This window comes from Panacibacter ginsenosidivorans (assembly GCF_007971225.1).
Lineage (GTDB): Bacteria > Bacteroidota > Bacteroidia > Chitinophagales > Chitinophagaceae > Panacibacter > Panacibacter ginsenosidivorans.
This window is the reverse complement of the sequence record NZ_CP042435.1, coordinates 1085622-1108505: the sequence shown is the minus strand read 5'-3', so window position 1 is coordinate 1108505 and position 22884 is coordinate 1085622. Positions and strand designations below refer to the sequence as shown.

Genomic DNA, 22884 nt, shown 5'->3' with positions numbered 1-22884 from the left:
ACGGCGTTGGGTTCATAAAAAATGCACATCGTTTTCAGGGTAAAAATTTTTAGATGATGATGGGCATTTTTTTCCTGCAGATACAAAGAAACACTGCCTATCAAATGAAGTCAATTACCAATTTTGGTAGTAAATGAAATGAGACCGGATAAAAAGAATTATAAAACGGAGAAGAGTTTTTTGTTGATGGCTTTTGCTACGGCTTCTGTCATGGATGTTACATGCAGTTTTTCGTAAATTTTTTTCATGTGTGCACGCACCGTATCATATGTAATGTCGAGTTTGGATGCAATCATTTTATAAGAAAGTCCTTCAACCAGTAATGAAAGCACTTCACTTTCACGGGCAGTGAGATTATAATCTTCTTTTGTTTCATTATGCTGCAACTGTTGAAAACGGTTTAGTACTTTTTTAGCAATAGCCGGTGTCATAGGCGCACCGCCGCTGTACACTTCTGAAATAGCATTCAATAAATTTTTTGGCTGCGCATTTTTTAAAATGTAACCACTTGCGCCTGCTTGTAAAGCAGCAAACACTTTTTCACTATCATCAAAAACAGTAAGCATTAAAATTTGAACAGAGGGGAAATTATTGTGTATGAGGCGGACACCTTCAATGCCATTCATACCAGGCATATCAATATCCATCAAAACCACGTGAGGATGTGTTTCTTTTATATTGTCTAACACATCAAGACAATGGGCATAGGAATCTATCAATGTAAACTCCTTTGCGTCCTGTAAAAGCATGGCAACCGAATCACGAAATGAAGCATTGTCATCAAATATTACTACTTTAATACTATTCATAAAAAAGTTATTGGCTATTAGTGTGCGTACAATTATATTTCCAGGCTTAGTTGAATTTTTGTTCCATCTTCCGGAGATGATACTATTTTTAGTACTGCATTCATTTGTTCTGCCCGTTTCTGCATATTCTTTAATCCATTGCCGCCTAATGTGCCATCGTTTTGTGTAGTACTTTTAAATCCTTTCCCATCATCTGCGATCACCATATCAAAAACATCTTTGTGTTTTGAGAAACGGATCATTACCTTTTTACATGCTGCATGTTTTACAATATTGTGCAGCGTTTCTTTAAAAATGAGATAGATGTTTTTTATTTCTTCTGCAGAGAATTGTATGTGCTTTACATCTTCGTCTGTAATAATATTGTAGTGAATATTTCCCGGTGTAAGAAGCATGGCAGCAAAAGCATCTACCCGGTTTTGCAATTGTCCAAAGCCCTCATTGTTTGGATTGATACTCCATACTATATCACTCATTTTTTCAATCAGCTCACGGCTTGCATTGCCAATTTTTACAATCGCTTCATTTGCATTTTCATTTTTTTCTGAACGATTCTTTGCCACTTCGCTGTAAATAGAAATGCTGCCCAATGTGCTTCCAATGTCATCATGCAGTTCACGGCTTATGCGCAGTCTTTCATTAAGCATTTCTTTTTCGCTTTGCAGTTTTTTCCGGCGGCGATAACGGTAAAAACTAAAGCTGCTTAATCCAACAAAAGCAGTAGCGCCTGCAATAGAAACGTTGCGGATAAGTTTTTGATTTTTTAGTTCTGCGGCAGTCATCGCTTCTCTTTTTTCGATCACTGCTTTCACAGAATCCTGCTTTTTATCAAACTCATACTGCATTTTTTCATACTGAAATTTTTTATCGGTGGCATCATTGTTTACACTATCGCGATAAGCAATATAGAGTTTATAATCTTCGAATGCTTTTTGAAAATTTCCTTCAGCGCTGTCTATGCCTGCAAGATTTTTATAAGCATCCCTCAGCATAGGATATTCTTTGAAACCAAGTGACAATTGCAATCCTGTTTGCAGGTATTTGCGGGCTAACTGGTATTGTTTGCTCTGTGTATAAATTTCTGCCACGGGTATTGAGGTGTGTGCAATCCACCATTGATTGGTTGGTTGTTTAATATTGGTAAACACTTTTTGTATGACGAAATAATTTTTTAAAGCTTCAGCGAATTGTTCATCCGCAGTTTTTTTATTTCCTGCTGCGAGCGAAACTTCTCCAAGCTGTTCATAAGCATTACCGATACCTAAATATGCCATAAATATATTTACATTGGTAGCGCTATCGCCGGTTTCTCTAATCATCGCCAATGCCTGCTGGTGCATCTTCAGTGCTTCATCATAATTTGCCTGATTAAAATAAATGTCGCCCAAATCTGTATATGACAAAGCCAAACCGCTTTTAGAATCTATTTCTTTATACACTTCAATTTCCCGGTTACAATATTTAATCGCTTCAGTAAAATTTTCTCTATCAGCATAGGTCATCGCTATAGCGCTCAATATCTGTGCAGCCTTTTTTTTCAGTCCCAATGTTTCATAAATATTTAAAGCCTTATAGAGGCTTTTTAAACTTTCGGGAATGTTATAGAAGCTATAAGTGTCTCCAAGAAAAGCATAACAATCTGCAAGTTTTTCTTTATAACCTGTTTCCTCAAAAATTTTTATGGCAGTTAAAAGTTTTTCTGCGGCGCCGGCATAGTCAGCTTTCCAATAATAAAGCATCATGCCACTAAGCTTGGTTGCCTGTGCAATTCCGTTTTTGAAATGTAGATTTTCTGCAAGCGCAAATGATTGCTGCAGGTATGCCTGGGCTTTTACATAATCACTGCTGTCGCCAAAAGTAAGCCGGTTACTAAGTTCATTCAGCGTGTTTACTTTATCGGTATCCTCTTTTTGTTTTTCTAAAACTTTAATGAGGGAGTCAACAGCCGTATTTTGTGCATGCACAAAACCGGCAAACATGATAAAAGCAAAAGTGAAAATATTTTTCATGGTAACAAGATTTCATGTTTTCAAAACTTTAGATCATCGGCAGAACATTCATATAGTTAGTTGTTCTGCTTTTTTACAAGAGCAAAAGAACTGTATTTGAAAGGTAAAATCAATTACCAAATTTGGTAATGAAATTAATAAGCTGTTTGATTTATTCAGATACCAGCAAAAGTTTTTATGGCATCACCTGTTGTGTCACTCACTTGTACGCCTTGTTCTTTGCTCAACAGCGATGAGAAAGTACAAGTGTGCGACGCAAGAAAAATTTAATAGTTATTATTAAGCTGGCAACACAATAATAAATTCCGTTTCCTCAGCTTCTTTCGTTGTTACTTTTATTTCACCGCCATGTGCTTTGACGATATCATAACTCAAACTCAATCCTAATCCTGTTCCTTGTCCTGTTGGTTTTGTTGTAAAGAATGGCTGAAAGATCTTATCAGCTATTTTTTGTGCAATACCACTTCCATTATCAATAACACTTATTTCAATTTTGTTATTGATCTTTTTAGTATTGACTGAAACTGTTGGTTCGTAATTTTCTGGTTGTTGTTTTTTCTTTTCATTTACTGCATAAAAAGCATTGTTGTATAAATTCAGCAGCACTCTTCCAATATCCTGCGGAATAATATTTATAGCGCCAATACTTTCATCAAAATCAGTTTTCAATGTTGCATTGAAATCTTTTTCTTTTGCACGCAAGCCGTGATAAGCCAATCGTAAATATTCATCACACAAGGCATTGATATCGGTAAGTTCTTTTACGCCTGATGTTTGACGTGAATGTTGCAACATGCCTTTTACAATCGCATCTGCTCGCTTGCCATGATGATTTATCTTTTCAAGGTTCTGTTTGATATCACCAGCTATAAATTTTGCTTCTTCAATATCACCTTTATCTAATTCTTCATTCATTTCATCAACTAATTCATTGCTTACTTCACTAAAATTATTCACGAAGTTTAACGGGTTTTGTATCTCATGTGCAATGCCGGCTGTAAGCTCGCCAAGTGAGGCCATTTTTTCTGAGTGTATAAGTTGAGATTGGGTTGATCTCAGATCAGCCAATGTATTCTCCAAAACCGTATTTGCCTTTTGTTTTTGCCGGTTATTCCTGTAAAAAATAAAAGCAAGCAACAATAGAACAGCTATACCGGCAACCAAAAAATATATCCTGATGTTGTTTTGATACGCAATCTTCTCTTTTTCTACCTCCTGTAAGCGAAGCTGCTCATTTAAAGTAACCGCCTGGAAGGCTGTAAGGTTTTTGATACGTTCCTTATACAGGCTGTCTTTGGTTAATAAAGTAAGCTCCTGGTATTTTAATAAACTGTCTGCCTGGTTTCTCATTTTATAAGCCAGGTAAACATTTTCGTAAGCAGTTCCTAAATTCACCTTGTACCATCTTACGGTACCTAATTGTTTAATGGTTTGCAGGCTTTGCATGGAATAAAAAAGCGCTGAGTCTTTTTCCCCGTTTGCCAAAAAATATTTCGCAATAAAAAAATAGTTGTTGGTCAACCCGCTCATGTTATTTTCTTCTTTAGATATTGCTATGCCCTTATGATAATATTCCAGGGCTAGTGCTAAATTATTTTTTTCAAAATAAATATTTCCAAGGCTGTAGTAAACCTGCCCGAGGTATTTTTTATACTCCGATTTTAATGTCATTTGTTCGGCTTCCGTTTCATATATTAATGCGGAATCTAGTTTGTTAACTGTAGTATAGCTTCGTCCGAGGTTCATAGAAGCAAGCATTTGCCTTACCGGATAACCAATCTCTATTGCTATCCTTCTTGCCTCCTGGTAATGAAATATCTCCTGCCCGGTATTTTGGGTTTCACGCATTAATATGGCAAACATGTGGTGTGTGTATGCAAGTAATAAGAGCCTGTTACTTCCGTTAAAAGGCCGCGAAAACAATATCCAGCTTGCCTGCCTTTCTTTTTTGGGGTCTTCAACAATTTTAAAAACGTCAAGCACATATTGAAGTGCCTCTGCGTATTTGCCCAACCCTATTAGTTGATAAGCGGTGTTATCCATGTAATACGCCTCGGCCAGTATTTCGTCGTTCCTGCGGGCAAGTGTTAAACATTGCTGTGCATAATAGAGGGCAGAATCCTTGTTTGATTCTTCGTAATAATCATACAGGTATTTGCCTGTGTTATACTGCGCAGAGTCGCTGGTTGCAGTTAAATAAGCGCTGCGTAAGCTATCAGGCAAATGCTGAGCATTCACAAATACGGGTAATAAAATCAATGCTATTCTAATTATCCATTTCATATTTATAATTAAACGATCTGCAGTTCTTTGGGCATCTTCGTTGTGTCACTCACTTGTACGCCTTGTTCAATATTGATCCAAACGTATAAGAGTGCGACGCAAGTAAAGCTTAATAGTATTACTACAGTCTGGCTCAAAAAAATCATTGATATAATTGTAAAAGAAATTTTACTGCATTAAACCAAAAACCATAAGACTGCTGCCTGCTGCAATAGCAATGCGCTGCTGACCATTTACACTAAACGACATAGGATTTGAAACTATCTGACCGCCGGTTTGGAACTGCCATTTTGATTTTCCTGTTACGGCATCCAAAGCATAAAAATTGCCTTCCACACTTCCGCCAAAAACCAAACCACCGGCAGTAGATAATAATCCAGACCATGGTGGTGATTGTAACCTGAACTCCCATTTAATAGCGCCTGTTGCAGGATCCAAAGCCTTTACAGCGCCATATGCATTATCGCCGGGTAAGAGTTGTTCTCCACCGCCCATGAAATACTGACCGGGTTTATATTCTGCTTCCTGCTTAAAATATAAAGAGCCCATCTCTCTTACAGAAACATAAAACATTCCCGAAGTTTTACTATACGAAGGGCTGAACCAATTGGTGGCGCCCTGCAAACTTGGATAAACAAGATTTCCTTTTTCAGTAGGCTCTTTGCCGGGAATGATAATCGGTTTTCCTTTTGCATCAAGACCCTTTGCCCATGTTTGTTTTGCATAAGCTTTGCCTGCTAAGAATTCTCCGGTCTTGCGGTCGAGCAAATAATAGAAGCCGTTGCGATTGGCTGTGGCTAAGGCTTTGCGAACCACGCCATTTATTTTTACATCTATTAATACAGGAATTTGATTTGCATCCCAATCATGTGTATCATGTGGCGTGAATTGAAAATGCCAAACCAACTTTCCTGTTGTGGGATTAATGGCAAGTACAGAACAAGTGTATAGATTATCACCATTTCTCTTATCACCATTCCAGTCGGGACCGGGATTACCAATGCCCCAATAAAGCAGGTTCAGTTCTTTGTCGTAAGAACCGGGTACCCATGTAGGAGCACCACCTGTTTTCCAGCTATCGCCCTGCCATGTATCATTACCTGTTTCTCCAGTGCCGGGAATAGTATATAAACGCCATTCTCTTTTACCTGTCTTTGCATTGTATGCATCTAAGAAACCACGAATGCCTGCTTCACCACCACTAATGCCAATGATGATCTTACCATCAATCGCAACAGGTGCGCAGGTTATAGCATAACCAAGTTTATTATCGCCAACAACTACATTCCATTTTAGTGCACCTGATTTTGCATCGAGACAAATAAGATGTGCATCTAATGTTCCGACGTAAACATTGTTATCAAGTATTGCAACACCCCTGTTAACAGGACCAAAGCCAAGAAACTTTACGTCTTTAGGCATGTCCGGAGTATATGTCCATATCTTTCTTCCTGTGGCAACATCAAGAGCAGTAACAGTGCTTGGCGGTTCAGAAATATACATCACCTTATCAACAACAATTGGTGTTGTTTCAAATGGTCCCTGTGGATTTCGTAATTGATAGATCCATACCGGTGCAAGTTTTTGGACATTGCTTGTAGTTATCTGTTGCAATGGTGAAAACCTTGTAGCAGCATAGTTGCCTGAATATGTAAACCAGTTGCCCGGCTCATTTTCTGCATTAGCTATTCGTTGATAACTAACCTGTGCAGAAAGTTGAAAGGAGAAGAATAAACTTATAATGATTGATACAATTGTTTTCATTGATTTCCTGATTTATAAAGAAAGGCAACAAGGTTTTCAATTTCTTTATCGCTTAGTTTGTCTTTGAACGATGGCATTAAGGATTGCCCGTATTGTTTTTCCACAGACTGTACTTCGTCTTTATTAAATGAATAATAATTATTGGCAGCATCTTTTAACTGGATAGTGTAAGTATCTTCATTGATGCGAAGTCCTGTAATTTTTTTGCCATCATTCGTAATAATTTTTATTGGCAGGTAGAGTGAGAAACCATAACCGTTATCAATGTCTGTACTCTCCGGTAATGCCGCGGCAGGATCAATAAGAGCTTGTTTCAGATAAGCAGCATTGCGGCTTGCGCCTATTTGAGAAAGTTCAGGACCAATACTATTTCCCTCACCATTCATGATATGACAACTTGCACAACCAGCGCTTGCATACACTTTGCTGCCCGCAACAGAATCGCCTTTTGGTGTTTCTCTTCCCTGGTTCTTTAGAAAGTTTATGTAAGCATACAACCGATGACAATCTGAATCTGTTATTGCCCAGTTTGATGGCATACCGGTTCCTACAATTCCAAATTCTACCACGCTTATAAAAGAGGCAAGATCAGGAGCGTGTTTAAGTTTCGATCGTTTAAGAGATGGACCTGTTAACCCCGATGCATCCATACCATGACAGCGAACGCATGCTGCATCAAAAAGTTTTTTACCTGCGGCAACAGAGTCTGGTAAATTAACCGCGATAGATGTTATTTCATTTTGCTGATCGTTGTTGTTGCATGCTGTAAATGCAACAAGTGTTATGGAATATAACAGAAGTTGACGGATTTGATGCATCAGTTAATGTCTTGGCTAATAAGTTAATGCTGGTAGAACGAAGGCAACACAATATACGAAGTGATTTCAGTAGCTAAATATTTTTTCTTTACCGTTAATACAGAAGCTATCAGGGCTTATAATAAATGCTCAATAAATAATTCAGCAGTACAAGAGTGCGACGCAAGTAAAGCCATATAGCAGCAATGCAGTTTGGTTCATAAAAAACTGAAAACATCTTATACTTCTTTATAAGATGTTCAGTTTACTTATTATTTACACATACAGCCATGATGATGAATTAATAGCCTGCAATGCTATAACCCTTTTTTAGTATTGCATTAAACGAGCTTTTTATTTTACGTTCCGCATTTGTAAGGTCATCATCATCGATAGGATTTTTCTCATTCACATCAAGGCGTATATTATAAAACTGGCCGCCATGTGCTGAATCGTATAGTTTATAGTTGTAATCAAAAATAAATGAAGTGGTATTGTTAGGTGCATCGAAATCTGTGGGCCAAAAAGTGTAGTAATAACTTTTCTGTTTTGTAGCAACGATATTTCCCTGTAGGTTATCATTAAATGTTTTGCCATCCAGTTTACCCCAGGTTGTTGGAACAGGTATTTTAGCAATGCCTGCAAAACTGGTAAGAAAATCGGTCATGTCTATGATAGAGGTATCCATTATGCCACTTACAACATTGCCCGGTCCATACACAGCAAGCGGTACATTGATGGATGTTCTTTTGGTATCAAGCTTTCCACCTCTTACGGTGTCTCCTTTATATACGGATTTAATACCCGGCACCGTGCCGTTATCACTTGTAAACATCACCACAGTCTTACTGGTTAAACCTGTTTCACTTATTTTATCCATCAGTTTACCGATCATTTTATCCATATATTTTACCATGCCGGGGAAATATTTTACATCTTCTCTTGATCGCTCATCTCCGGAAGCATCCCAATTGGCAAAATCAGGATCATCTGGTGTAGGGCTCCATGGATGTTGCACCAGGTTGCAGGAATAAATAAGAAAAAATGGTTTGCTTTTATTACTGTCAATAAAATTGTTGATGTATGTATTATAGAGGTCTTCGGAATATTTTCCTTCCACTACACTATCCGGAAGATATGCGCCATTTTGGTAAAGCAAGGGATTTTTATAACGCCTGTACCATTGATCATAACCGGTAGTTTTAGGATTATAAGGCATAAAAACAAGGTACTTGTCAAAGCCATGATTTTTAATGGAAGTATCGCCACCATCTAAATGCCATTTGCCAACGTAGCCGGTAGAATAGCCTGCATCCCGCAACATATTTCCAATGGTCTTATCTTCGGGATTCAGGTGTCTTGCTTCAGTAAAATTCCTGCAACTATATTTACCAGTCATCAGTTCTATCCTGGCAGGCGGGCCATCTGGCATAGCAAAACAGTTGGGAAAATAAACGCCATTAAATGCCATGAAATCAAGATTGGGTGTTTCATAAGATTCGCCGCCATTAAAGGTTGGTATATCATAACCTACATCATCTCCAATGATGAGAATGATATTTGGCTTGCCTGTTGCTAAAAGATCAATTGAAAGTGCAGATGAGCTTTCAATAGAATGAATATCTTTTTTGCAGGCGTTAAACACCATACTTATGAGAGAAATCAATAAAGCTAAATAAATTTTTATGCTTTTAAATCTCCATTGAAAGGTATGAGTTGTGTGTTTCATGGTTGTGTTATTTAGTTTATTAATAATCAAGGTTGAGTTGCATAAAATATATTGGTTTTTAAAATCGGTTAAATTTTTTGTGGAGTCAATATACTTTAAAGTGGATTCGCAATTACCCGGGCATAAAACTATGCCACAGGCTTAGCTTGTCATATGACAGAAGCCGTATTATAAAATGACTTCTATCATTTATTGGTAAATGTTAACCAGCGGATTGTAAATTTAGGATATTATGTTACCGGCTTTGGGTTCATTATAATACTTTGGTTGTGTCACTCCCTTGTACGTTCTGAATATCTGGCAACAAATGCAAAGCTCTTTTTTCTATACCGTATAAAATGTAATTTTTTCATACTTGGGTTAATTAGCCCTCTCGTCGCAACATTTTCCAGTATCATCTCATTTATTATAAATGCCTTTTGTTCAGCAATAGTTTTATCCCGGTTTAAAACTAACCGATGAGAAAAACTGCAGATAACGGCAATTTTGAAATTTTTGCGATTGCTTTCATTCTTTTAATAACCATAGTAATAATATTTGAGCGGTGCAATTCGCAAACAATAACTGAAAAGAAAGTAGCAGAGAAATACTGTAGCTCCTGCCATTTATTTCCCGAACCTTCATTGCTTGATAAAACAACCTGGGAAAAAAATATACTCCCTGCGATGGCCCCACATTTGGGGATAAGATATTTTTTAGACAGCCCTTATGAAATTAATGATGAAATAAAAAGGAATGCAGTCAATAATGCCCCACAAGGGCAGTTGATCAATATTAGCGCCTGGAAAAAGATTATAGACTACTATAAGGAAAATGCACCAGCAACAAACCTTCCACAAAACAGGCAACCCATTCAAAAATTTACGGACCAGTTCAAAATAGCAGAACCATTACCAGATGAGGGCAATCCTTCAGTTAGTTATATAAAGATTGATGAGGGAAACCAATGGATATATACCGGAACCGCAGCTGATTCATCATTAAACATCTACAATGCAAAACTGCAGCTTCTTACAAAACAAAATGTGCATGGTATAATCGTAGATATGCAGTTCAATACTCTATTGGATAAGAGTGGCGAACGTAGCGGTATTTTCACCAATATTGGTATTATGAATCCAAACGATCTTAAAGCAGGAACAGCAGATTCATTTTACATTAATAAAGATGGCGCACAATTTTATCAGCAACAGGTGCTCAGCCATCTGCCAAGGCCGGTTGCAATAACAAAAGCTGATCTAGATAAAGATGGAATGCAGGATTATCTCGTAAACGGTTTTGGAAATACAACGGGGGCTTTATATTGGATGAAAAATGAAGGCAATAAACAATATCAGCAAAATACAATGCGGCCATTTCCCGGCGCCATTAAAACATATATAGACGATTACAACAATGATGGATTGCCAGATATTATGGCGCTTATGACACAGGCACAGGAAGGCATTTATTTGTTTACGAATAAAGGCAATGGAAGTTTTGATACAAAGACTATTCTTCAGTTTCCCGCAGTATATGGTTCAAGTTATTTTGAGCTGGATGATTTTAATAACGATGGCTATAAAGATATTTTATACACCTGCGGTGATAATGCTGATTATTCATCCCGTGCGCTGAAGCATTATCACGGAGTTTACATTTTTATAAATGATGGCAAGAACAATTTTACTGAAAAATATTTTTTTCCAATTCATGGTTGTTACAAAGCCATAGCAAGAGATTTTGATAACGATAGCGATCTTGACATCGCAGCAATTTCTTTTTTCCCCGATTCAAAAAATCAACCACAGGAATCATTTGTTTATTTGGAAAACAAAGGTCTTTCTTATTTCAGTAAAAGTTTTCAATTCGAACCATATAGTATTAAAGCATTTAATGAGGGCCACTGGCTTACCATGGACGCAGGAGATATTGATGGCGATGGAGATGAAGATATTGCATTAGGCAGTTTCAACCCACCCCCAAAAGAATTAGAAAGAGCACCAAAAGATTCAACAAAACCTTCTTTCTTATTGTTGGTGAATAAAACAAAATCCAAAGCTTCTCAGTAAAAAGCTTTTTATATTTTGTAATAATCTTTCTTTGAATTACTATTCAGTTGTTGACTAAGAAAGAAGTTACCTGTTATTGATAAAGTGCATTTCATCTGAGGCTGCTTTATTAATTTTTTTCTCCTTCCAGTTATACCATTTCCCGGGAAATGTTTTTTTCATTAACGTATCTATATTACGCATGCCTACTACATTCCAGCCTGCGTTAATCTTACCGCCGATTGTTTTATTCCATGCACGTAAACTCATAGCAAATCCACTTTCAAGGTATTCCATATGATGCCAGAAACCACTTGGCATAAATAAAGTATCACCATGTTCCAGTACAACATCGTATCCATTTACAAATTCAAGTGCAGGAAATTTTTTGGTATCAACCTTGCTTTTCTCAGGATCATAATAATTACTAAAATCAGCGAGACTCAAAACCTCAAATGGTTTCCTGTAAAGTTTATTTCTTTCTTCATAAGGAAATAAAAGCACTCTTTTTTTCCCGATAAATTGGGTATGAAAAATATTGGGCAGATCGATATCAAAATGCATATGCGTTATAGAACCTTGTCCACCTGCAAATAATGCCGGCATCGTTTTTAAAAACCCTTTCATATAATCATCCGGCCATGTAAAATCTTTTTTTAACTGCGGGGCATGCGAAAAAACATTGAAGAAAAAAATGCGCCATTCGGCCGGCCCTTTCCTTATCATATCTATGTATGCTCCAAAAGTTGTATAGCCATCCGCCTTATTGATAGGGGTATATGCGTCGCTTTTTATATTATTATAAATAGGAATTTTTTTATCACCCGCTACTTCAGTTAAATAATCCCATGTCCATTTGGTGTAAGCAGGCCATGGCTTTGCCAGGTTACGTAATATTACCGGCTTGTTTAAGTTGTAATACTTGTTCTTAAATGCCTGGGGGGTAATATCATACTCCAGATCTATTGAATCAAGTTGCATGTATTAAGGTTTCTGTAAAATTACATCTTTCAGGGGGTGCATTGCGATTCAGATAAGATTAGAACAGATACTTCTTCAATTAATATCCACAGCTTCTATTATCTCCCCAAGTTCAGTAGCAAGCAATGTTTCTTTAGTATTCATTTCATACCAGCCCCACGATTCATTAACCAGACCTTCTGCTATAGTAATGGGCTCTTTAAAATGGATGATAAAATAAATATTACCTCCGTTAATTACGGGAGACACCTTAATCTGGGTGTTTTGGTAAGTAATAAAAAAATCTTCTTCTTCCGGCATAAGCTCTAAGATAAGCATAACTCCTGGCCTTTATCATAATTAATATATAAGAAAGATAAATGCTCAGGTCATTCGTTGGAAAATGAAAATTTACCAACATGCTGTATTAACCTTTTATTGCTATAGTAAATCTTTTGCCCCAAAAAAAATTTACAAACATTACAATCCAGAATACGATAAAAAATGAGAACAGTTGTTCAAATATACTGGTCTGTACAGGTATATCAAGTTTTAAAATAAGTGTATTTGGTTCTATAAAGAAAGCTATAATAATTAGCGCAACAGCTGCGGCAATAAATGTGGTGATTAGTGTACGTTGTAGTAAACGGCTTATTAAAGGTGTTATAGGTAACTGTATTTTTTTTGCGGCTGCTATACGTTGCATTACCATTTCTTCAAACCCTGTTGATGGCTCCTGCATTGCATATGTAGTAAGTAATGATCCTAATTTTTTATCCTCTTGCATTAATGTATTATATTAAGTTATTCATTTCTGTCTTTAGTAATTGTTCCAGTTGCCGGTACAAATTCTTGCGTCCTCTATAAAGCAGTACTTTAATATTGGCTGTCGAAATACCTGTTAGATCATGTATTTCACTTACCTGTAATTCATTAAGATAATACATGGTAATGCAGATACGTTCATCATCCTTAAGTTGTAGCATGGCAAGCTGCACAAACTTTTTTCGCTCTTTGATTTCATATTGATCAAGCAAAGGTTGTATGTTATCATCTGTTTCATTTTCAAAACTTTCCCCTATAGGTATTACATTAAATACTTTTATTTTCTTTTTATTCAACGCTGCATTAACAGCAATTCTGTATAGCCAGGTAGAAAACAACGCGCTGCCTTTGAAGGTTCTTAAGCCTGTATAGGCTTTTATAAAAACATCCTGCGCTATTTCTTCGGCATCTTCTCTGTTCAATATAATATTATTCACCAATGTAAAGATCATGTTCCTGTACCTGCTTACAAGTATATGATAGGCATTTGTATCACCTGCCAATACATCGCTTATAATTTCCTGCTCGGTTTTAATGTTCACATTATATGTCTGACAACTTTGTAGCTGCAGTGGTTACAAAATAATCATAATAAAAATTGTAACCATTTTCTTTATGCAACTGTCAAAATTTGAAAATACTTTTATGGATAATTCATTTTTAGGCTCGTTCTTTTTTATACTGCTGATTGTGCTGGTATTATTAACCATTTTCGGTATAGTATATATCTATATTTCGTCAAAAAGTAAGGAGCGGCTGGCCCTTATTGAAAAAGGTATGGATCCTAATCTTGCCAGTAGCGACTTCTGGTTACAAGTTGGCATTATTGGCGGTGGTGCTGCATTGGGTTTAATTACGGCGGGTATATTGGATAGCAACTATGGGCCGCTGGTTGCTATTTTATTTGCAGGTGGTGGATTGGTCATTTACAATATAATACGTAAGAACAAAGCAAGAAAAAACAAATAAGTGCATCTGTTTTATTAATGCATCTTTTCGAATATTATACAATTAATTCCTGAATACTATTTAATAAATGCTGTGGCTCGAATGGCTTGGTTAAAAATTTATCTGCGTTGCATTCTTTAGCCTTTTTTTCCAGGTCTATGTTTGCAGAAATAAGGATAACGGGAATGGTGCTGCTTTCTTCTTTTATCAGCCTGCAAAAATCGCAGCCATCTTTTCCAATTAAATTTATGTCAATAATGTAAAGATCTGGATAAGGCTTCCTGCTGACCATAATATTTTTACCGTTAAAATCTTTTATTACTTCGTAATCATTCTTCAAAAGCAAAGATTCCAGTACAAGAAGCATTACGTTGTCGTCTTCAATAACATAAATTCTTTTTTTCATACACCCGGCTACTTTTTTGATAAAGCGATAATGGATTTATTTTTTAGCGCCACAATGTACAGATTATTCCATCAATAGGTAAAACCAGCCGTAAGTATCATTTCACAAGCGGTAATAAAATTATTTAAACTAGCTGCAGATATCATTAGCCTGCATTGCAATATTTATGTTGCCGGCTTTTGAAATGCTATTAAGCTTTTGTTGTGTCACTCTCTTGTACGTTTATATCGTTGTTCATCAAATGTATGTACCCTATATTAAATGTATTGCTCACTTGCAGGAAACAAGGATATAGAAAAGGCGGCAATATTGCCGCCTTTTTACCTCGGGAAATTATTAGAAATTAGCCTCCTGTTTTAACCAGTCTGAGTGTTTTTCTCATACTCCCCTGTGTAATTTCTGCAATGTAAGTGCCCGGCTTATAATTGTTGCCTACCTGTAAAATGCCGCCGGGCGTAATATGACTTATTACTTCAATTTGTCTTCCATACATATCAAATATCCGCAAGCTGATCTGTTCTGTTGAATGATTGGAATTGACTTGTATACTGAAGTAAGTTGTGGCAGGATTTGGTGAGACCTTGATCTGAAGTAACTCAGCATTCAATGCCATTTTATTCTCAACAGATTCATTTATTTCACTTACGGTACCTGTACTTCCAAAAGAAGTGCATGGTCCCAACAGGTCTCCATGTTCCAGGTAATCGCGAACATTCCCGCGCTTAACACATAGTGTCTTCCACTGCTGTGTAGCACTATCCTTATGGCATACAAGAATCTTTTGTAAATCCTTACCACAGCGTACGTCTACTACATAAATAGTCACACTACAGGTTGACTGACATCCTGCATTATCAGTGATGGTAAGGTTATAAGTAGTTGTGATTGTAGGACTAACAGTAACGCAACGCCCTGTGTCAAAACCCCAGTCGTATTTATAGGGTTTATTACCTCCTTTAACAATGCCTGTAAGCGTTACACTTTGGGGGCCGATGCCTAAGTAAATAGTGTTGACTGCCAGGCCCGGGGCTACGGAGCTCGGTTTCACGAGAATGGTACAATTAGTATTTGAGCCAACCGGTATTACAAATGAGCCTGATGTTGTACAGCCGTTGCTGTCACTGGCAGAGTAGTTGTAAGTGCCAGCGTTTAAATCAGTAAAAATACCAGTACTATTGATACTTGTGTCTAATGTGTATTGATAAGGCGGCGTTCCCCCTTTAGCTGACACCTGTGCCGATCCCTTACTACCACCATCACAACCTGTACCGGTAATGACAGGCTGGTTAAGTGCAAGCACTGTTGGCTCATTAATTACAACAGGGCTCTTCAAAGTTGCAGTACAGCTTTTCTCATCCGTTACTGTTACATTATAAGAGCCTGGTGCGAGGTTACTGATATCTTCCGTAGTCGCCCCATTAGTCCAGGCAAATTGTGCTGTTCCGTTAGCGCCACTATAAAGTAAATTAATACTTCCATCATTTGCTCCGTTACAGGTAATATCTTTCTTAACGGCATGTAAATCCAATACACAGGAATCGCTGGTAATGCTGCCACCTTCTAAAAAAACTCCGGAGTCGTAAACAGCATCTTCAAAATCCTGGATTACCAGCGTGATGGTATATTTTGCACCCGGCACAACTGTAATCGCGGTTGTTGTAAGTACTGTAGTTAATCCATCATACTCCAGGTTTTGAAATTTAACCGGATCTACGAAGCCTGCAGAATCATTGTTGATGTAATATTGGGAGTTGAGCCCCAGGTTTACATTATTTATTGCAACAGGTGTATTTGTACCGGGAATTAAGGCAATATTTGTTCCTGCAGGAATACCCGGCCCGCTGATAAAAAATGCAAATTCGTCATTAAACGGAGATCCCACATATTCATTATACTCTTCTGATGCAAACACATATTTAAAAGATAGAAATGAGGTGGAAGATGTTACGTCAAAAGAAATAACAGCAGCATCATATCCTACAGTATCGCTAACAAGATAGCCGGGAAGTCCGTTATCCTGGCTTGTAAACTCTGAAATATTCGGCCCTAATGCATTGAAAACACTGCCGGTGGTCATGATTAATCCACTTTCCATTCCCAGCACACTGGTGCCACCGGAAAAAGAACCGTAAATATCCGATGTCTTTGGCAAGGTTGTTTGAATGTTGGATACGGTGATACCAGGCCCAACTAAAGATTGTATGATATTTAGTAATGGATTGGTAACAGAATCAGCCTGCTTAACTGATAAAAGCGTTGCAAGATTAGCATTGTTAATACCCGGCTGTTTGTTTTTTATTAGAGCTGCTTTATTAAAGCTGTTTTTTTGTCTTAATGTCTGCACATCAATAGCAGAGTGTTTAACTACCTGGGCCAGTAAAGAGCCGGAAAGAAATATTAGGAATAACGTGTAGGTCACCAACAAACGTAATCGTTTTGCTGTACCAACTGGCAGTAATGATAGGTATCTTTTTTTCATGGCATTTAATTTTGGGTAAAAATTTAATGCTTAAAATTAATTTCGGATGGGTTATCAACTGGTGACCTGTATTAGTTAAAGCGATGATGTTTATCATTAGCAATATTTTCTAAGTGAGGGGAAGTGAGTATCATAATGCACTAACAAAACAGTAGCCGGATAGTGAGGTTGTATAAAAAAGTTTTGTACAAGGCTGAAAAAATCTAAATGTACAAGTGTGCAACGCAACACCATGTACATACCATTTTAGCTGACTTTTAGTTTTATATTTACAAGCATAGACAATGCAGGAATAAAATAGATTCAATATTGTAATCGGAAACAAAATAATCAGATGATGAATGATCAAAATAAAAAAGTAGCCATTGTTACAGGGGGAGGCTCTGGAATCGGTTTTGCTATTGCAGAAAAATTTGCCAATGCCAATATCCAAACAATTATTGTGGGTAGAGATGAAAAGAAATTGCAATCAGCAAAAGAGAAAGCCGGGCCTAACTGTTTTATTATGCAATGTGATCTTAGCAACCTTACTGAAATACCAGTATTGATAGAGAACGTAGTAGCCGGCTTTGGCAGGATCGATATCCTCGTAAACAATGCCGGCATCAATATGAAAAAAGATTTTACAGAAGTAACAGATGCAGATTTTCAAAGTATTCTTACTACAAATCTTTGCTCGGTATTTGCAATAAGCCGTGAAGTAGTAAAGCAAATGTTGATACAGGGTGGCGGCAATATCATTAACATCAGTTCTATGGCTGCACAATATGGGTTGCCAAAGGTTATTGCATACAGTGCTACTAAAACTGCAATTGATGGCATGACAAGAGCTATGGCAACAGAACTATCTCCAAAGGGTATTCGTGTAAATGCTATTGCTCCTGGTTTTATTAAAACTGATATGACAGCAAAAGCGCTTGATTCAGATCCGGAACGTAAATCAAAAGTCTTTAGCCGCACACCAATGGGTTATATGGGCGAGCCTGCCGATATTGGTGATGCTGCTCTGTTTCTGGCAAGCGATGCAGCAAAATATATAACTGGTATAGTGCTGCCGGTAGATGGTGGTAACAGTATTGGTTTTTGATTTTTAGTGCACTACTCTTTTACATGAGTAACACATAGATTATTTTTTTGACAGCAGTACAAGTGTGCGACGCAACGGAAGCTTAATAGCAGCATTGCAGTTTGGCTCATAAAAATTACTTTCTTGCTGTATCAAAATAATGTTTCATATAGAGTAGCTGAAAGCTTATTGAGTTGGACCAGTAATCCCATGTATGAGCACCGGGGCGTACAATAAAATCATGCGGTATGCCATAATACAACAGCTTTTCGTGCAGAGCTACGTTTACTTTGTAAAAGAAATCATCGGTGCCGCAATCAAAGATTATTGCCAGAGAATTTGGTGTCAGCAAATGCACCAGATTGATATCTGCATTGGCTTCCCAGTTTTCAGGATGCTCTTTGTATGAACCTAATAATTTTGAAATTTCCCATTTAAGCGGGTAAGGGCGAATATCAACACCACCACTCATACTGCCTGCCACACCAAAAATATCCTGGTGTTTAAAAGCAAGATAAAATGCACCATGGCCACCCATACTTAAACCCGTAATACCACGACCTGCACGGTCTTTAATAGTTTTGTAATGTGCATCCATATAATTGACAAGTTCTTTACTTACAAAAGTCTCATAGCGCACCGTAGAATCCATAGGTGCATCAAAGTACCAGGAGTTGTAATTCCCGTCAGGGCAAACAATGATGATGCTATCCTGGTCTGCATATTGTTTTATGGCTGGTACTTCTGTGATCCAGTCTCTTTGGTTACCACTATATCCATGCAACAAGTACACTACAGGAACATCTTTTTTGCCATCATAAGAAGATGGTTTTATAACCACACATGCAATGTCTTTATGCATAACATCACTATGCGCAGCAATAGTATCAACGGTTGCTGCTTTGGTTATATAAGCGCCTGCACATAATAGAATGATGAACAATAGTTGCTTCATACTAAAATAAATTTTTGATAATGCTGCAAACCTATTAAAGCATTTTCAATGTTTACTAAAAACTATTTTGTTAAACTGATTTTGGTTGCCGGCTTTTGTATTACTACTAAGCTTTCGTTGTGTCACTCACTTGTACATTCTGTTCTTTTTGCAGCAGATAAGATTGAGCATACCGCATGTTTAGACTTGCGGTCTTTATATTTTGGCATAATTTGTAGGCTGATTAATGAAACCGGGATAGTCATGGATGTTACACTGTATATTTTTGTTTTTCTGGCATCGTTGCTTGTAGATGTTATTCCGCTAATTGGCCCGCCGGCATGGCTGGTGATGGTTTTTTTTCAGGTAAAATATGGGTTAAATATCTGGCTTGTATTAGTTGTTGGCGTTACTGGTTCTGCTATTGGCAGGTATTTATACAGTTGTTACGTTTTTTATTTTGCCAATCATTTTATCAAACCTCAAAAAAATGAGGATATGCAATTCATAGGTAAAAAGCTTACTGATAATGGATTAAAAGTTTATTTTTTTGTTTTTCTTTATACGCTTATGCCACTACCTTCCACTCCTTTATTTACAGCCGCAGGCATTGCACGAATGAAGATTGTATACCTGATACCTTCATTTTTTGCAGGTAAATTTATAAGTGATTCAATTATGGTTTTTGCCGGCGATTATGCCGCCCACAATGTTGGCCGCATAACACTGGGGCTTTTGTCATGGCAAAATATTGCAGGAGCAATTTTGGGATTGCTTATTATTTGTATTTTTTTATTTATAGACTGGCGTAAATTATTAGAAGAAAAAAAGTTCAGTTTGCATTTTAATATCTGGAAGTAATTTTATAGGCATGGTTTGTATTTGAAAAAAAGCAACATTACAGATAATAGAAAGAGCGTGTTTTCTAATGCAGCAGTTGTATTAAATCTGTTGGTCGCACTCATCATTCGCAGAGCCCTTTATAAAAGATTCTAAGCACACTGAACAAAAAATATTATTGTTTTTTATTTTACTTTACGAATTACATAGAAAAGAAAAATAACTGTTATCAAACAAGTAATTATCGGTATGAAAAAAATTTTACCAATCTTCCTGTTGTGCTTTTCATCGTTCATGTCATTTGCTTATATAACGCAAAGCAACTGGCGTTGGAAAAATAATAATGGTTCGGAATCTCTTGCTACATGGAGAGCAGGGCAAAATAAACCAATTACTCTTGGGTCAATTGATAGTGTATTACGGTTGCGCATTCAGTTCAATAACACTACAGGGGATGTTAAGAACATGAATACAAACCTTCAGTATGCATCGGCACCGGACGGGCCCTGGCACTATGTTACTTCATTAAAAGGAAATAACGCTTTTATGCTGGCAAATACCAATAATTATGTTCAGGACCTTACCGCAACAACACAACAAATATCGGGTTCAGCCAATGCGTTTATTGCGGGCAAGGTACTTGTAAGAACAACAACACTTAGTGTTTCCATGCCAAACTCTACCACCTCAGAACATGAATATTGCATAAAGCCTACAAATAATATTTCTGCCAATACTGTTTATTATTTTCGTGTTCCCAACAATGATTATCCCGTTGCTCTGCCATCATTAGCAACAACCGCAACTATAAACTCAAAACGAAAAAGTGTTACTAACGGAAGCTTTGAGAATAACCTGCAGGACTGGAGTTTTATGGTAAAGCCATCATCAACTGCTACTTACACCATTGTTGATTCTTTACAGAAAGATGGCATAAAAGCATTGTCAGTAAATGTAACAAAGGTTGGAGGTGCCACGGATGTAAGGCTTGCACATAAGGCACTTCCACTGAATATTGGCGCAACCTATATGGTGCGTTTCTGGGCGAAAGCAAAAAAGCGTTCTGCGGCTATGCAATTAGTGGTAAAAGGAAACAGAATACTTACCTATGATTATAAATTATATACCGGCTGGCAGGAATTTCAGTTCGCATTTAAAGCACAGTCAGCCTCAGTTAACTTAGGATTCTTATTTCAAACACCCACCCAGTATATTATTGATCACGTAGAAATATTGGATGAAAACAACACCGGCATTGATGTGCCCATGAATTATATGTGGCAAAATAAAAGAGCGGAAAACGAATATGCATGGCTTTCTGCTGACGGTGTATATTCAGAACCTCTCCCCGATGGAAGAACAGTTTGGACCTGCTCTGATGGATGGTATGGATATAATGATACTACCACTAATTCCATGAGTACCCACCAGTTGTTGAGAAATACATTGATAGTCCAGGATGCACCCAGGCCCGATGGAAATCTTGTTACGAACATTGGTGGAACAGTGAGTGAACCTATAGCTGTAATGAATCCACCCGACCCACAAGGTTGGGATGATTTTTTCTGGCCACGTGATATGACAGTTGAAAATGATTCGCTTAAAATACTCTTACCGGATACCCGTCAGCAAAATCAAAACGATCCTGTTACTTATGGTAACCGTGAAGCGATTGGCGTATTCTCACTCCCCGATCTTATGCTTCGCAGTATTGAATACATGCCCTATATTGATACAATTCAGTATGGCACATTGGTAAAAGCAGATGATGGCTATACTTACGCTTACAGTAAACATGAGATAAATCCCTATGAAGGCCGGGCAATAGTGGCACGTTTTCCTACCGGTCAGTTATCTGTGCATACCCCATGGCAATTCTTAACTGATACAGGATGGAGTTATGATTATCACAACAGTAAAGAGATTGCAGACGTAGAATTGTATTCCGTTTCAAGATTGGGGTCTAATCATTATGTCTCTGTATTTATGACTCCTGCAAGCGATAAGATGGAAGCCGAGTTTGCGCAGTCACCCATTGGTCCATGGGTTGGCCGCACTATCGTTGGTCAGATAGAAGGCCAGGATGATATCTTTACTTACTTTGGCGTCATCCATGAAGAAACTGCAAAGAACGGCGTGTACACTTTGTCTTATTCAAACATTGGAGACATTGGGCAAATGCTGGACGACAAAACAGTGTACTGGCCCACTTTTATAAAAGCTGATCTGAAAAGCCTTTCACCCTTTAATGATCTTCCGCAACCTGTACAACTGCAGGAATTTACGGCCAGTGCAGCAAAAGAAAAAGTACTGCTGAAATGGAAAACAGTTACTGAAACAAACAACGACCATTTTGAGATTGAACGCAGCAGTGACGGTAAAAATAACTGGGCAACAATAGCATCTGTAAAAAGTAAAGGCAATTCCCTGCAAAGGCAGAATTACAATACGTATGATGTAAGGCCATTAAATGGGCATAATTATTACAGGCTAAAGAAAGTAGATAAAAACAATAATGTAAGTTTCTCAAACGCACAATTGGTAATATTCGCTATTGCTAAACCAATCTTAAACGTTTTCCCTAATCCTGTTCAGGGTGGTATCATATTCCTGCAACTGGAAAACTATGCAGGTAATAAACTGAATATTCAGCTAAGCAACATGAGTGGTAAAGTAATCTTCAGCAAAGCAATAACTGTTCAATCAAATGGCCTGTATAAGCTGCCGCTTACTATAAAAATTGCAGCAGGTGTTTACACGCTGGTTGTTAATGGCGACGAACTTACAGAAACAACAAAATTGGTTATACAGTAATCAGTTCATTAGACATTTCTTTCCAGGCTTTATTGCTACTATTGAACCTTTGTTGTGTCACTCTCTTGTACGTTCTGAGCTTTATGCGGCAATGAGTTGCATACTTAAACGTTAAGTAATAAACATGATAATGGAGCATGAATGGATTGTTGGCAGGCTTGCCTGCTTACCTGCACCAATAATTTACATGT

At 37.4% G+C, this 22884-nt stretch carries 18 protein-coding genes; 5 read left to right on the top strand and 13 right to left on the bottom strand.

Going from position 1 to position 22884, the window contains the following annotated elements; all coding sequences use genetic code 11:
• Positions 1–158 precede the first annotated feature (158 nt).
• From FRZ67_RS04635 to FRZ67_RS04610, 6 genes are all read right to left on the bottom strand, one after another.
• Positions 159–809 carry a response regulator gene (locus FRZ67_RS04635; RefSeq protein ID WP_147188418.1) on the bottom strand — a complete coding sequence of 217 codons (651 nt, stop codon included), beginning with the start codon at positions 807–809 and terminating at the stop codon, positions 159–161.
• A gap of 32 nt (positions 810–841) precedes the next feature.
• Positions 842–2818 (bottom strand): ATP-binding protein, encoded by a 1977-nt coding sequence (locus FRZ67_RS04630; protein WP_147188417.1) that lies wholly within the window; start codon positions 2816–2818, stop codon positions 842–844.
• A gap of 279 nt (positions 2819–3097) precedes the next feature.
• Positions 3098–5101, bottom strand: coding sequence for an ATP-binding protein (locus FRZ67_RS23555; protein ID WP_158638302.1), 2004 nt, complete (start codon positions 5099–5101; stop codon positions 3098–3100).
• Between the two features lie 168 nt (positions 5102–5269).
• On the bottom strand, positions 5270–6865 hold the full coding sequence (locus tag FRZ67_RS04620) for a PQQ-dependent dehydrogenase, methanol/ethanol family (protein ID WP_147188416.1): 1596 nt from the start codon (positions 6863–6865) through the stop codon (positions 5270–5272).
• Complete coding sequence (locus FRZ67_RS04615) at positions 6862–7683, bottom strand: c-type cytochrome (RefSeq protein WP_147188415.1); 822 nt, start codon at positions 7681–7683, stop codon at positions 6862–6864. Before FRZ67_RS04615 ends, FRZ67_RS04620 begins: the two co-directional genes overlap by 4 nt.
• Before the next feature lie 280 nt (positions 7684–7963).
• Entirely contained in the window at positions 7964–9391 is a 1428-nt protein-coding gene (locus tag FRZ67_RS04610; RefSeq protein WP_147188414.1) for a sulfatase-like hydrolase/transferase, read from the bottom strand.
• A gap of 458 nt (positions 9392–9849) precedes the next feature.
• Between FRZ67_RS04610 and FRZ67_RS04605 the strand changes: the two genes are divergently transcribed.
• Positions 9850–11442, top strand: coding sequence for an FG-GAP repeat domain-containing protein (locus FRZ67_RS04605; RefSeq protein ID WP_147188413.1), 1593 nt, complete (start codon positions 9850–9852; stop codon positions 11440–11442).
• Between the two features lie 66 nt (positions 11443–11508).
• Here FRZ67_RS04605 and FRZ67_RS04600 read toward each other — a convergent pair whose 3' ends face one another.
• The 4 genes from FRZ67_RS04600 to FRZ67_RS04585 form a co-directional block, all read right to left on the bottom strand.
• The gene (locus FRZ67_RS04600) at positions 11509–12402 is read right to left on the bottom strand and encodes a cupin-like domain-containing protein (RefSeq protein WP_147188412.1); all 894 of its coding nucleotides are present in this window, start codon (positions 12400–12402) and stop codon (positions 11509–11511) included.
• Between the two features lie 75 nt (positions 12403–12477).
• Entirely contained in the window at positions 12478–12720 is a 243-nt protein-coding gene (locus FRZ67_RS04595) for a hypothetical protein (protein ID WP_147188411.1), read from the bottom strand.
• A gap of 88 nt (positions 12721–12808) precedes the next feature.
• Positions 12809–13168, bottom strand: coding sequence for a hypothetical protein (locus tag FRZ67_RS04590; RefSeq protein WP_147188410.1), 360 nt, complete (start codon positions 13166–13168; stop codon positions 12809–12811).
• A 7-nt stretch (positions 13169–13175) separates the two neighbouring features.
• A complete protein-coding gene (locus tag FRZ67_RS04585) occupies positions 13176–13748 on the bottom strand; it encodes an RNA polymerase sigma factor (protein ID WP_147188409.1) in 573 nt (190 codons plus the stop codon).
• A 73-nt stretch (positions 13749–13821) separates the two neighbouring features.
• Between FRZ67_RS04585 and FRZ67_RS04580 the strand changes: the two genes are divergently transcribed.
• Positions 13822–14175: a hypothetical protein gene (locus tag FRZ67_RS04580; protein WP_147188408.1), complete on the top strand. Its 354-nt coding sequence runs from the start codon at positions 13822–13824 to the stop codon at positions 14173–14175.
• Between the two features lie 34 nt (positions 14176–14209).
• Here the strand turns inward: FRZ67_RS04580 and FRZ67_RS04575 are convergent, their stop codons facing one another.
• Both FRZ67_RS04575 and FRZ67_RS04570 read right to left on the bottom strand, forming a co-directional pair.
• On the bottom strand, positions 14210–14560 hold the full coding sequence (locus FRZ67_RS04575) for a response regulator transcription factor (protein WP_147188407.1): 351 nt from the start codon (positions 14558–14560) through the stop codon (positions 14210–14212).
• Positions 14561–14903: 343 nt separating this feature from the next.
• Positions 14904–17039, bottom strand: a complete 2136-nt coding sequence (locus tag FRZ67_RS04570) for a choice-of-anchor L domain-containing protein (RefSeq protein WP_147188406.1) — start codon at positions 17037–17039, stop codon at positions 14904–14906.
• A gap of 334 nt (positions 17040–17373) precedes the next feature.
• On the opposite strand from FRZ67_RS04570, the gene FRZ67_RS04565 reads away from it, so the two are divergent.
• Positions 17374–18126 carry an SDR family NAD(P)-dependent oxidoreductase gene (locus FRZ67_RS04565; RefSeq protein ID WP_147188405.1) on the top strand — a complete coding sequence of 251 codons (753 nt, stop codon included), beginning with the start codon at positions 17374–17376 and terminating at the stop codon, positions 18124–18126.
• 115 nt (positions 18127–18241) lie between these two features.
• Here FRZ67_RS04565 and FRZ67_RS04560 read toward each other — a convergent pair whose 3' ends face one another.
• A complete protein-coding gene (locus tag FRZ67_RS04560; RefSeq protein WP_147188404.1) occupies positions 18242–19060 on the bottom strand; it encodes an alpha/beta hydrolase in 819 nt (272 codons plus the stop codon).
• 243 nt (positions 19061–19303) lie between these two features.
• On the opposite strand from FRZ67_RS04560, the gene FRZ67_RS04555 reads away from it, so the two are divergent.
• A complete protein-coding gene (locus FRZ67_RS04555) occupies positions 19304–19900 on the top strand; it encodes an SNARE-associated domain-containing protein (RefSeq protein ID WP_147188403.1) in 597 nt (198 codons plus the stop codon).
• Between the two features lie 228 nt (positions 19901–20128).
• Positions 20129–22693 (top strand): DUF5005 domain-containing protein, encoded by a 2565-nt coding sequence (locus FRZ67_RS04550; protein WP_147188402.1) that lies wholly within the window; start codon positions 20129–20131, stop codon positions 22691–22693.
• Positions 22694–22884 lie beyond the last annotated feature (191 nt).

What these genes read in the sequence shown, in the direction of transcription:
- FRZ67_RS04635 (WP_147188418.1), bottom strand. Translation starts at nt 809, where the DNA reads ATGAATAGTATTAAAGTAGTAATATTTGATGACAATGCTTCATTTCGT.
- FRZ67_RS04630 (WP_147188417.1), bottom strand. Translation starts at nt 2,818, where the DNA reads ATGAAAAATATTTTCACTTTTGCTTTTATCATGTTTGCCGGTTTTGTG.
- FRZ67_RS23555 (WP_158638302.1), bottom strand. Translation starts at nt 5,101, where the DNA reads ATGAAATGGATAATTAGAATAGCATTGATTTTATTACCCGTATTTGTG.
- FRZ67_RS04620 (WP_147188416.1), bottom strand. Translation starts at nt 6,865, where the DNA reads ATGAAAACAATTGTATCAATCATTATAAGTTTATTCTTCTCCTTTCAA.
- FRZ67_RS04615 (WP_147188415.1), bottom strand. Translation starts at nt 7,683, where the DNA reads ATGCATCAAATCCGTCAACTTCTGTTATATTCCATAACACTTGTTGCA.
- FRZ67_RS04610 (WP_147188414.1), bottom strand. Translation starts at nt 9,391, where the DNA reads ATGAAACACACAACTCATACCTTTCAATGGAGATTTAAAAGCATAAAA.
- FRZ67_RS04605 (WP_147188413.1), top strand. Translation starts at nt 9,850, where the DNA reads ATGAGAAAAACTGCAGATAACGGCAATTTTGAAATTTTTGCGATTGCT.
- FRZ67_RS04600 (WP_147188412.1), bottom strand. Translation starts at nt 12,402, where the DNA reads ATGCAACTTGATTCAATAGATCTGGAGTATGATATTACCCCCCAGGCA.
- FRZ67_RS04595 (WP_147188411.1), bottom strand. Translation starts at nt 12,720, where the DNA reads ATGCTTATCTTAGAGCTTATGCCGGAAGAAGAAGATTTTTTTATTACT.
- FRZ67_RS04590 (WP_147188410.1), bottom strand. Translation starts at nt 13,168, where the DNA reads ATGCAAGAGGATAAAAAATTAGGATCATTACTTACTACATATGCAATG.
- FRZ67_RS04580 (WP_147188408.1), top strand. Translation starts at nt 13,822, where the DNA reads ATGCAACTGTCAAAATTTGAAAATACTTTTATGGATAATTCATTTTTA.
- FRZ67_RS04575 (WP_147188407.1), bottom strand. Translation starts at nt 14,560, where the DNA reads ATGAAAAAAAGAATTTATGTTATTGAAGACGACAACGTAATGCTTCTT.
- FRZ67_RS04570 (WP_147188406.1), bottom strand. Translation starts at nt 17,039, where the DNA reads ATGAAAAAAAGATACCTATCATTACTGCCAGTTGGTACAGCAAAACGA.
- FRZ67_RS04565 (WP_147188405.1), top strand. Translation starts at nt 17,374, where the DNA reads ATGATGAATGATCAAAATAAAAAAGTAGCCATTGTTACAGGGGGAGGC.
- FRZ67_RS04560 (WP_147188404.1), bottom strand. Translation starts at nt 19,060, where the DNA reads ATGAAGCAACTATTGTTCATCATTCTATTATGTGCAGGCGCTTATATA.
- FRZ67_RS04555 (WP_147188403.1), top strand. Translation starts at nt 19,304, where the DNA reads ATGGATGTTACACTGTATATTTTTGTTTTTCTGGCATCGTTGCTTGTA.
- FRZ67_RS04550 (WP_147188402.1), top strand. Translation starts at nt 20,129, where the DNA reads ATGAAAAAAATTTTACCAATCTTCCTGTTGTGCTTTTCATCGTTCATG.